This is a genomic window from Pseudomonas sp. CFBP13508 (assembly GCF_005233515.1).
In the GTDB taxonomy this organism is placed as follows: Bacteria; Pseudomonadota; Gammaproteobacteria; order Pseudomonadales; family Pseudomonadaceae; genus Aquipseudomonas; species Aquipseudomonas mercuritolerans.
This window is the reverse complement of the sequence record NZ_QFZZ01000009.1, coordinates 126191-138551: the sequence shown is the minus strand read 5'-3', so window position 1 is coordinate 138551 and position 12361 is coordinate 126191. Positions and strand designations below refer to the sequence as shown.

Sequence of the window (12361 nt, the reverse complement as noted above, 5' to 3'; positions counted from 1 at the left end):
GCGTGCAAGAGTTAATCGAGTCGGTAGGACAACTTTCGGCTAAGCAAAGAAAGGCTCTGGCGGTTCTGCTCAAGCAGAAAGGCGTCAACCTCTTTGACATTGCCCCGGTTTTCAAGCGCACGGCTGAAGAGCCGTTGCTGCTGTCCTACGCTCAGCAGCGCCAGTGGTTCCTCTGGCAGTGGGCACCGCACAGCGCGGCCTACAACATTCCGACGGCCCTGCGCTTGCAGGGGCCGCTGGATGTGCCGGCACTGGAACGCAGCGTCGAGGCGCTGATCGAGCGCCACGAAACCTTGCGCACGGTGTTCTCTCAAGACAGCGCGCAACCCTTGCAAGTGGTCCTGCCCGCAGGACCTTTTACCCTCGATATTCATCACCTGAGCACTGATCTGGCGCATGACCCGGAGCACTCGATCGAAGCTTTCGTCCAGACCCAGAGCCAGAAGACTTTCGATCTGCAGCACGGCCCGTTGCTGCGCGCCGCGCTGCTGCAGGTCAACCCTGATGACCATGTGCTGGTGCTGACCCTGCACCACATCGTTTCCGATGGCTGGTCGCTGCAAGTGATGATCGAGGAACTGGTGCAGCTCTATGCCGGTTTCAACCTCGGTCACGACGCCGGTCTGCCGGCACTGCCGATTCAATACGCCGATTACGCCTTGTGGCAGCGCCAGTGGATGGAGGCCGGTGAGCAGGAGCGGCAACTGGCCTACTGGCAGGCAAAGCTCGGCGGCGAACAACCGGTGCTGGAACTGCCGCTGGATCGCCCGCGCGCGGTCGATCAAAGCTTCGCCGGCGCCAGCCATAACCTGATTCTTGATCCGCCGCTGAGCCATGCCCTCAAGGCCTTTGCCCGGCAGGAAAACGTCACCCTGTTCGTGTTGCTGCTGGCTTCGTTTCAGGCCTTGCTGCATCGCTACAGCGGGCAAAGCGACATCCGTGTCGGCGTGCCGGTGGCCAACCGTGGCCGGGTGGAAATCGAGCGGCTGATCGGCTTCTTCGTCAACACTCAGGTGCTCAAGGCGGACATCGACGCAGAGCTGCCGTTTATCGAACTGCTGCGTCAGGTCAAACAGACGGCGCAGGAGGCGCAGGCGCATCAGGACTTGCCCTTCGAGCAACTGGTCGAAGCGCTGGAGCCGGGCCGCAGCCTCAGCCACAGTCCGCTGTTCCAGGTGATGTTCAACCACCAGGCCGAGCGCCGTGCGAGCGTCGCCACGCGCCTCAACGGCCTGAACATCGAACCGCTGGAATGGCAGAGCCAGACCGCGCAATTCGACCTGACCCTCAACACCACCGAGCAGGCCCACGGCATCGAAGCGGTGCTCAAGTACGCCACTGACCTGTTCGACGCAGCGACCATCGAGTGCCTGGCGCAACACTGGATCGCGCTGTTGCAAGCGATCGTCGCCGAGCCGAGCCAGCGTATCGGCCAGTTGCCAATGCTCGATGCAGGCCAGCAGCAACAGCTGTTGGCGCAATGGAATCCGCCGCTGATTGAACAACCGCTGACCCAGTGCCTCCAGCAAGCCATCGAGGCCCAGGCCGAGCGGCATGCCGATGCGGTGGCGGTGAGCAGTGCCGGGCAACGCCTGACTTACGCCGAGCTCAATCACCGCGCCAACCTGTGGGCGCATACGCTGATCGAGCAGGGCGTCGGCCCGGACGTGCGCGTCGGCGTGGCGGTGGAGCGTTCGCTGGACATGATCGTCGCCATTCTCGCGGTGCTGAAAGCGGGCGGCGCCTATGTGCCGCTGGACCCGAGCTACCCGGATGACCGCTTGAGCTACATGATCGACGACAGCGGTATTCAATTGCTGTTGACCCAGGGCCATTTGCTCGGGCAATTGCCGCTGCCGCCGGGGCTGGTCTGTCTCGATCTGGATCAAACGCCGGAGCACGGCATCGCAAGCAACCCGCCATGCCTGACCACGCCGGACAATCTGGCCTACGTCATCTACACCTCCGGTTCCACCGGCAAACCCAAAGGCGCGCTGCTGCCGCACGGCAACGTGATGCGCCTGTTCAGCGCCACCGAGCACTGGTTCGATTTCGGCCCGCAGGACAGCTGGACGCTGTTCCATTCCTACGCGTTCGACTTTTCCGTGTGGGAGATTTTCGGCGCGCTGTTGTACGGCGGCAAACTGGTGGTGGTGCCGCACGATGTCAGCCGTTCGCCGGAGGATTTCTACACGCTGCTGTGCGATGAAAATGTCACCGTGTTGAACCAGACGCCGTCGGCGTTCAAGCCGTTGATGCAGGTCGCCTGCGAGTCGAGCCGCAGCAATGCCCTGCGTTACGTGGTGTTCGGCGGCGAGGCGCTGGAAGTACAGAATCTGCGTCCGTGGTTCGAGCGTTTTGGCGACCGCACGCCGACGCTGATCAACATGTACGGCATTACCGAAACCACCGTGCACGTCACTTACCGGCCGTTGTCGCTGGCGGATCTGCAGAGCAATCACAGCAGCCCGATCGGCGCACCGATTGTCGACCTGTCGTGGTACTTGCTCGACAGCTCGCTGAACCTGGTACCGCAAGGCTGCATTGGCGAGTTGTACATCGCCGGTGCCGGTCTCGCACGTGGGTATCTGAATCAGGCCGGCATGAGCGCCACCCGCTTCGTGCCCGATCCGTTCAATCGCAAGGCCGGCCAGCGTCTGTACCGTACCGGCGACCTCGCACGCCTGCGCGGCGACGGGGTGATCGAGTACATCGGTCGTATCGACCACCAAGTGAAGATCCGTGGTTTCCGCATCGAGCTCGGCGAAATCGAAGCGCAACTGCTCAAGCATCCGCAGGTGCGCGAAGCGGTGGTGCTGGCGGTGGACGGCCTCAGCGGCCAGCAACTGGCGACCTGGGTCGTGCCGGTTGAGACATTGAACGCGGACGAGCAGGGCGCGCTGCGTGATTCGATCAAGCTGCACCTGCGCGAAACCCTGCCGGACTATATGGTCCCGGTGAGTTGGGCGTTCCTCGACCGACTGCCGCTGACCGCCAACGGCAAGCTCGATCGCAAGCAACTGCCGCAGCCGGATGTTGCCCAGGTGCAAGAAGCCTACGCGGCGCCGCGCAGCGAACTGGAACAGCGTCTGGCGGAGATCTGGCAGGACGTACTCAAGGTCGAACGGGTCGGGCTTCACGATAATTTCTTCGAGCTGGGCGGCGATTCGATCATTTCGATTCAAGTGGTCAGCCGCGCGCGGCAGGCCGGCATTCGCTTTACGCCCAAGGACATTTTTCAGCATCAGACCGTGCAGCGTCTGGCCACCGTCGCGCAACAAAGCGACGCCGTGCAGACGGAGCAGGGCGAGGTGCTTGGCGACGCACCACTGACGCCGATCCAGCAGTATTTTTTCCACAGCGACATCCCGGCGCGGCATCACTGGAACCAGTCGATCCTGCTGACCCCGGCGAAAACCCTGCAAGCCGCGGCGCTGCAACAGGCCCTGGCGCAGGTGCAAAAGCAGCATGACGCCTTGCGTCTGCGGTATCGCCAAACCGAGCAGGGCTGGCAGCAAAGCCACGGCGCGGCGGATCAGCCACAAGCGTTGTTACGCACTTTCACGCTGGACGACAGCGCGGCATTGCCAGCGCTGTGCCTGGACCTGCAACGCAGCCTCGACCTGCACAACGGCCCGCTGATCCGCGCGGCGCTGATCGATTTGCCGGACGCCAGTCAGCGTCTGCTGCTGGTGATTCATCACCTGGTGGTCGATGGCGTGTCGTGGCGAATCCTGCTGGAAGACCTGCAGAACGCCTATCAGCAGATCAGCAGCGGACAGCGCGTGCATCTGCCGGCCAAGACCAGCGCCTTCAAGGACTGGGGCTTGCGCCTGGAAGAGCATGCGCGAAGCGCGGCGCTGGGCAGCGAACTGAGTTACTGGCGCGAGCAGTTGCGCGACGCGCCGCTCGGTTTGCCGCTGGATAATCCGCAGGGCCAATTGAATAACCGCTTCGAACGCAGCGTCGACACGCGGCTGGATGCCGAACGCACCCGGCAGTTGCTGCAACAGGCCCCGGCGGTCTACCGCACCCAGGTCAACGACCTGCTGCTGACCGCACTGGCGCGAGTGTTGTGTGAGTGGACTGCAAGCGACAGTGCGTTGGTGCAGCTCGAAGGCCATGGCCGCGAAGACCTCTTCGATGACATCGATTTGAGCCGCACCGTGGGTTGGTTCACCAGCATGTTCCCGGTACGCCTGACACCAAACTCCAGCCTGGAAAGCTCGATCAAAGGCATCAAGGAGCAACTGCGCGCGATCCCCAACAAGGGCATCGGCTATGGCTTGCTGCGTTATCTCGGCACCGCCGAAGCACAAGCGGCACTGCATGAACTGGCGCAACCGCAGGTGACGTTCAACTACCTCGGCCAGTTCGATAACAACTTCGATGAAGACGCCTTGTGGCGGCCTGCCACCGAAGACAAGGGCGCCGGTCAGGACGCAAACGCGCCGATGGCCAACTGGCTGACCATCGATGGCCGGGTTTATCAGGGCCAGTTGAGCCTGACCTGGACCTACAGCAGTGACGTCTTCGAAGAGACGACCATTGCCGCGCTGGCCCGCGCCTACGAAGTGGCGCTGAGCGAATTGATCGACCACTGCCTTAGTCATTCCGGGGGGCTGACTCCGTCCGATGTGCCCCTGGCCGGTTTGTCCCAGGCGCATCTGGACAGCCTGCCGATCGCCGCCCAGCGCATCGAGGACATTTATCCGCTGGCGCCGATGCAGCAGGGCATTCTGTTCCACAGCCTGTACGACGCCGACGCCAGCGCCTACGTCTATCAGATGCTGCTGGACATCGACGGCCTCGACGTTGCACGGTTTCAGCAAGCCTGGCAGAGGGTGGTCGATCACCACGAAGTGCTGCGCGCCGGTTTCATCTGGGGCCGAGATGGCCTTGACGCGCCGTTGCAGGTGATCAATCGCCAACTGACCCTGGAAATGCCGGAAGTTGATGTACGCGATGCCGCTGATCTGCCGGCGGTGCTTGAGGCGCGGGCGCAGGCCGACCGCGAGCGCGGCTTCGATCTGCAGAATCCGCCGCTGCTGCGCCTGTGCCTGTTGCGCACTGCCGACGATCGCCATCGACTGATTTTCACCTGCCACCACATCCTCATGGATGGCTGGAGCAACTCGCGGATGTTCGGCGAGGTGCTGCAGGATTACGCCGGCCAGCCGGTGCCGAGCGCACAGGGCCGCTACCGCGATTTTCTGGTCTGGCTGCAAGGCCAGGACAAGGCAGCCGCGCAGGACTTCTGGCGCGGGCAACTGGCCGAACTCGACGAGCCGACCCGACTGGCGTCGGCTTGTCACGGACGCACCGTGCCGGGGCCGGGCAAACGGATGCATCGTCTGCATTTCGATGAAGCGTTGACCCAGCGTCTGAACAGCTTCTCCCGTCAGCAACAGGTGACCCTCAACAGCCTGGTGCAGGCCGCGTGGCTACTGGTGTTGCAGCGCTACACCGGGCAGGCCACGGTGGCGTTTGGCGCTACGGTATCCGGGCGTCCGGTGGATCTGCCGGGCATCGAAGAACAACTGGGGCTGTTCATTAACACTTTGCCGGTGATCGCCACCCCGCAGGCGAGCCTCAGCGTCGGCGATTGGGTGCGCAGCGTGCAGGACAAGAACCTGCTGTTGCGCGACTACGAACAGACGCCGTTGCAGGACATTCAGCGCCTGGCGGCGTTGAGTGGCGAAGCGTTGTTCGACACCTTGCTGGTGTTCGAGAACTACCCGGTGTCCGAAGCGTTGGAGGCCAATCCGGGCGGGCTGCGTTTTTCCGGTCTGGAGCATCGCGAGCAGACCAACTACGGTCTGACCCTGATTGCCGGCGCCAGCGAAGTGCTCAACCTCGATTTCAACTACCTCACCGAACACTTCGCCGAGCGCAGCGTGCTCGCTCTGGCCGCGCATCTGCGTGAAGTGCTCGAGCAATTTATCGCAGCGCCGCAACGGGCACTTGGCGAGATCGGTCTGCTGCCGCTGGCCGAACGGCAGACGCTGGCGCAGTGGAACGACAATCACGCGGCTTATCCGGCCGAGCGCTTGATCTCGCAGAGCTTTGAAGCACGGGTGGCGGCGCATCCGCAGGCACGGGCGTTGAGTCATGCCGGCGTGGCCCTGAGCTACGGCGAACTGAACCGCCGCGCAAACCAGTTGGCCCGGCATCTGGTGACGCTGGGTGTCACCGCCGAAGTGCGCGTCGGCGTAGCACTGCCGCGTTCGGCGGAACTGGTGATCGCCCTGATGGCGGTGCTCAAGGCCGGTGGCACCTACGTGCCGCTGGACCCCGACTACCCGGCCGACCGCGTGGCCTACATGCTCGACGACAGTCAGGCGAAAGTCCTGCTGACCCAGCAAGCATTGCTGGCGCAGCTGCCATCCAGCGAAGCCCACGTGGTGCTGGTCGAGGCCGGCGGTGAGGCGTTCGCCGCGCAAGCACCGGACAACCTGCCGGCGCGCGCCGACTCGGCCAATCTTGCCTACGTGATCTACACCTCTGGTTCCACCGGTAAACCGAAAGGCGTGGCCATCGCCCATCGCAACGTACAGGCGCTGATTCACTGGTCCGCCGAGGTCTACAGCGAGAACGATCTGCAAGGCGTGCTGGCCTCGACGTCGGTGTGCTTCGACCTGTCGGTGTGGGAGATTTTCGTCACCCTGGCGCGCGGCGGAGCCATGGTCATGGCACGCAATGCCCTGGAGCTGCCGGACTTGCCCGAGCGTGATCAGGTGCGCCTGATCAACACCGTGCCGTCGGCGATTGCCGCGTTGCAACGCATCGGCCAGATTCCGCCGGGCGTGCGCATCATCAATCTGGCCGGCGAGCCGCTCAAGCAGGCGCTGGTCGACACCCTGTACCGCGAGACTTCGGTCGCCCACGTTTACGATCTGTACGGGCCTTCCGAAGACACCACGTATTCAACCTGGACCCGCCGCGAACTCGGCGGCCAGGCCAATATCGGCCGGCCATTGCGCAATACCACTGCGTACCTGCTCGACGAGCAATTGCAGCAAGCGCCGGTCGGCATCGCGGCGGAGCTGTATCTGGCCGGTGAGGGCATCACCCGTGGCTATCTGTTGCGCCCGGGCCTGACTGCCGAACGTTTCGTGCCCAACCCGTTGGCGAGCAACGGCGAGCGCATGTACCGCACCGGCGACCTGACGCGTTTCATGGACGACGGCCGTATCGAATACGTCGGCCGCATCGACCATCAGGTCAAGGTGCGTGGCTTCCGTATTGAACTGGGCGAAATCGAAGCGCGTCTGCTGGCCCAGGCCAGCGTGCGCGAAGGCGTGGTGCTGGCGGTGGACGGCGTTGGCGGTCAGCAACTGGTCGCTTATGTGGTACCGGCCGAGGCTGATCAAAGCCCCGCGCAACTGGACGCGCTGAGTGCTGAGTTGCAAGCCGCGCTCAAGGCGCATCTGCCGGACTACATGGTGCCGGCGCAGTGGCTGTTCCTCGAACAGTTGCCGCTGACACCCAACGGCAAACTTGATCGCAAGGCCTTGCCGACGCCGGATGCCAATCAGGCACAACGCGATTACGTCGCGCCTTCGACGGCGCTGGAGCAGCAACTGGCCGAGGTCTGGCAGGACATTCTGAAGATCGAGCAGGTCGGCGTGACCGACAACTTCTTCGCCCTCGGCGGCGATTCGATCATCTCGATTCAACTGGTCAGCCGCGCGCGGCAGCAGGGCATTTGCTTCACGCCCAAAGACCTGTTCCAGCAGCAGACGGTGCAGAAACTGGCCGCAGTGGTTTCGCTGGCAGACGCGCACTCCGCCAGCGCCAGCGGCTACCCGTTGGCGCAACTGGATCAGGCGCAGCTCGATGCCTTGCCGGTACCGGCGGAGCTGATCGAAGACGTCTATCCGCTGTCGCCGATGCAGGAAGGCATGCTCTTCCACACCCTGTCGGATAACGGCAGCAGCCTTTACGTGCAACAGGTCAGCCTGCCGATCAAGGGCCTCGACGTTGAGCGTTTCCGCCGGGCCTGGGAATTCATCATTGTGCGTCAGGCGATCCTGCGCACCAGTTTCCATTGGCAGGACGGCCTGGCCAAACCGCTGCAGGTGGTGCATCGCCATGCGCCGCTGCAGATGCAGGTGCTCGATTGGCGTGAGCAGGACTGCAGCGAGGCGGCGATTGCCGAGTTCGCCAGCGCTGATCGCGCGCTGGGCTTCGACTTGGCCGAAGCGCGTTTGCAGCGGGTGACCCTGTTGCAGCTGGGCGACGAGCAGTACCAGATGATCTGGACCAGCCACCACATCCTGATGGACGGCTGGAGCAGTTCGCGGCTGTTCGGCGAGGTCTTGCAGTACTACTCCACGGGCCAGGTGACTGGCGAAAACGGCCGCTATCGCGACTTCATTGCCTGGTTGCAGGCGCAGGATCAGGATGCCCAGGAGCTGTTCTGGAAGGCGCGTCTGGCGGTGGTCAACGAACCGACTGCGCTGAGTCAGGCGATGCACCCGCGCCACAGTGCCGACGTTACCGGTCACGATGCGCTCTATTCGAATTGGGACAAGGCGCAAACCGCGCGCCTGCTGGAGTTCTGCCGCGATTTGCGCATCACCCCCAACACGCTGATCCAGGGCGCGTGGCTGCTGCTGTTGCAACGCTACACTGGCCAGCAAACGGTGACCTTCGGCGCCACCGTATCAGGGCGTCCGGAAAGCCTGCCGAACGTCGGCAACATGCTCGGCCTGTTCATCAACACCTTGCCGATCATTCAGACGCCGCAGGCCGATCAGCGTCTGGCCGACTGGCTGGGTGAAGTGCAGGCCTACAACCTCGACATTCGCGATTACTCCCAGGCACCGCTGGCCGATGTGCAGCGCTGGTCGAACCTCGGTGGTCAGGCGCTGTTCGACAGCATCGTGGTGTTCGAGAACTTCCCGATCGACGAGCGCTTGCAGGAAGAAACCGACACCGAGCTGACCTTCGGCAAATCCATCGGCCACGGCGTGACCAACGTGCCGATGGACCTTGCGGTGATGCTCGGCGACGAGTTGTCGATCGAGTACCTGTACCTGCGCAGCCACTTCAGCGCCGAGGCGGTAGATGGCATTCGTCTGACCCTGGAAAACACCCTCGCGGCGATGATGGCCGCGCCGTATGAGCGGCTGGGCAACTTACAGCGTCTGTCCGCCGAACAATGGCAAGCGGCGCAGACCTGGAGCGCCGAGCCGGCGCACCGCCATGAACCTCGCCTGTTGCCGGAGTTGATCAGCCGTCATGCGCAACAGCAGCCCGACGCGATCGCGGTGCAATGCGCCGGCGAAAGCCTGAGCTACGCCGAACTGGAGCGGCAGGCCAATCGACTTGCGCAGTGCCTGATCGCCCATGGCGCCGGGCCGGAAGTGGTGATCGGCGTGGCGTTGCCGCGTTCGCTGGAAATGCTGGTGAGCTTCCTCGCCGTGCTCAAGAGCGGTGCGGCGTACGTGCCGCTGGACATCGATTATCCGCCCGAGCGCTTGGCGTACATGATCGAAGATTCGCGCATGGCCCTGCTGCTGACGCAAACCAGCCTGCGCGCGACGTTGCCGGCGCCTAACGGCGTGCGGCGTCTGGAAATCGATCAACTCGATCGCAGTCTTTACAGCGATGCTGCCCCGGTCTGCGATGTTCACGAGCAGAGCCTGGCGTACTTGGTTTACACCTCCGGTTCAACCGGACGGCCGAAAGGCGTGGCCGTGACGCAGGGACCGCTGAGCATGCACTGCCAGGCCATCGCTGAGCTGTACGAAATGGACGCCAGCAGTTGCGAGTTGCACTTCATGTCGTTCGCTTTCGACGGTGCCCATGAACGCTGGCTGAGTACCTTGTACAGCGGCGGTCGTCTGGTGATTCGCGACGGTTGCCTGTGGACGCCGGAGCAGACCTATCAGGCCCTGCACGATTACGGCGTGACCATCGCCTGCTTCCCGCCGGCCTATCTCAAGCAACTCGCCGAGTACGCCGCCGCCAGCGGCATCGCACCGCCGCCGGTGCGCATCTACTGCTTCGGTGGCGATGCGGTGCCGGAGCAGACCTTCGAACAGGTCAAAGCGGCGTTGCGTCCGCAATACTTCACCAACGGCTACGGCCCGACCGAAACCGTGGTCACGCCGATGCTCTGGAAAGTCGTCATCAGCCAGCACTGCGAAGCGGCGTATGCGCCGATCGGCCGCGCGGTCGGTGCGCGTTCGCTGTACGTGCTCGACGACGATCTGAATCCGCTGCCGCCGGGTTTTGCCGGTGAGTTGTACATCGGCGGTTACGGCGTCGCTCGCGGTTATTACGGGCGCCCCGACCTGACCGGCGAACGCTTCGTGCCCAACCCGTTTGCGCCCGGCGAGCGCCTGTACCGCAGCGGCGATCTGGTGCGCCGTCGCGCGGACGGCGTGGTCGATTACGTCGGACGCATCGACCATCAGGTGAAGGTGCGCGGCTTCCGCATCGAGCTGGGGGAAGTCGAGGCCAGCCTGCGTCAGTTGCCAGCGGTCAGCGATGCGCTGGTGATTGCCCGCGACAATGCCTCCGGCAAGCAACTGATCGGTTATGTGGTCACCGCCACGGGTGATGATATCGGCGATGAACTCAAGGCCGGGCTGCGCGCTTCGCTGCCGGAATACATGGTGCCGGCGCAGATCGTCTGCCTCAGCGCATTCCCGGTTACGCCCAACGGCAAACTCGATCGCAAGGCCCTGCCGGAGCCGGAGTTCAAAAGCGACGAATATGTTGCCCCGCGCACCGAGCAGGAACGCCTGCTGGCGGAAATCTGGGCGCAGGTGTTGCAGGTCGAGCAGGTCGGTATCAGCGATAACTTCTTTGAACTGGGCGGCGACTCGATCCTCAGCCTGCAAGTGATCTCGCGGGTGCGAAACCATCCGACCCTGCAGATGGAGCTGAAGCTGCGCGATCTGATGCGCTATCAAACCATCGCCGGCATTCTCGAGCAGCAAGTGGCGAAGGAGGGCGCCGGGCAAGCGCTGCCGGACCTGACTCAGGTTGCCGCAGAGGGCGCGTTCAATTTGCTGCCGATCCAGGAGTGGTTCTTCGCCGAAGGCATGGCCGAGGCGCATCACTACAACCAGTCGTTGCTGCTCAGCGCACGTCAACCGCTGGATCTCGATGCACTGGAACAGGCGCTGGGCTTGATCGAACAACATCACGATTCGCTGCGCCTGCGTTTTTCCAACGACGGCGGGCGCTGGTTGCAGCGCTATAGCACCCGCTTGTCCGACGAGGCTGTGCTGTGGCGCCGTGAAGCGCAAAGCAGCGAAGAGGTCGAAGCCTTGGCCAACCTCGCGCAGCGCAGCCTCAAACTCGATGACGGGCCGGTCTGGCGGGTCATGCATGTGGCCTTGCCGGATGGCCAGGCGCGGTTGCTGGTGGTAATTCATCACCTGGTGGTCGACACCGTGTCGTGGCGGATTCTGCTCGACGATCTGAAAGTCGCTTATGAGGCGTGCGTGCAGGGGCTGGCGCCGCAACTGCCGATTCGCACCAGCAGTTACCGTTCGTTTGCCGAGGCATTGCAGGCGCAGGCGCCGGTGATTGCCGAGCAGGAATTGAGCTATTGGCTGGAGCAACTGGATCAGCCCGGCGTTGATCTGCCGTGCGACAACCCGCGCGGCAAGAACCTCGTGCGGCAACAGGCGCAGGCACGGCTCAAACTGTCCCGCGAGCACACCGAACAACTGCTCAAACAGGCCCCGGCGGTGTACGGTACGCAGATCAACGACCTGCTGTTGTCAGCGCTCAGCCGCGCCCTGTGCCGCTGGAGCCAGCAACCGTCGGCGCTGATCCTGCTTGAAGGGCACGGGCGCGAAGACCTCTTCGAATCGATCGACCTGAGCCGCAGCCTTGGCTGGTTCACCAGCATGTTCCCGGTGCGTTTGCGCCCGGACGGCGACGACATCGGCCAGTCGATCATCGATGTGCAGGCGCAACTGGCGGGCGTACCGCAGAAGGGCATCGGCTACGGCGTGTTGCGTCATCTGGCCGGGCCGGAAATCTCCGCGCAACTGGCTGCATTGCCGCAGGCACGGGTGACGTTCAACTACCTCGGGCAGTTCGACCAGAGCTTCGATGAACAGGCGTTGCTGGTGCCGGCACTGGAAGAGACCGGCGACAACTACAGCCTCAAGGCGAACCTGGGCAACTGGCTGGAAATTGTCGGCCAGGTCTATGACGGGCAACTGGCCTTGCGCTGCATCTACAGCAGTCAGCGTTACCGCGCCGGCACCATGGATGCGCTGATGAGCGATTACCAGCGCGAGCTTGAAGCGTTGATCGAACATTGCATGGCGCGGGTGGGTTGATCACCCGGCCTTTTGCGCGGGCGCTGCCCAGGCGCGCCCGTCTT

Annotated in this window: 1 protein-coding gene; it reads left to right on the top strand. The window is 63.5% G+C overall.

Annotation, left to right across the window (positions count from 1 at the left end):
• Window positions 1-2 precede the first annotated feature (2 nt).
• A complete protein-coding gene (locus PspCFBP13508_RS23070) occupies window positions 3-12317 on the top strand; it encodes a non-ribosomal peptide synthase/polyketide synthase (protein ID WP_137215771.1) in 12315 nt (4104 codons plus the stop codon).
• Window positions 12318-12361: the final 44 nt, after the last annotated feature.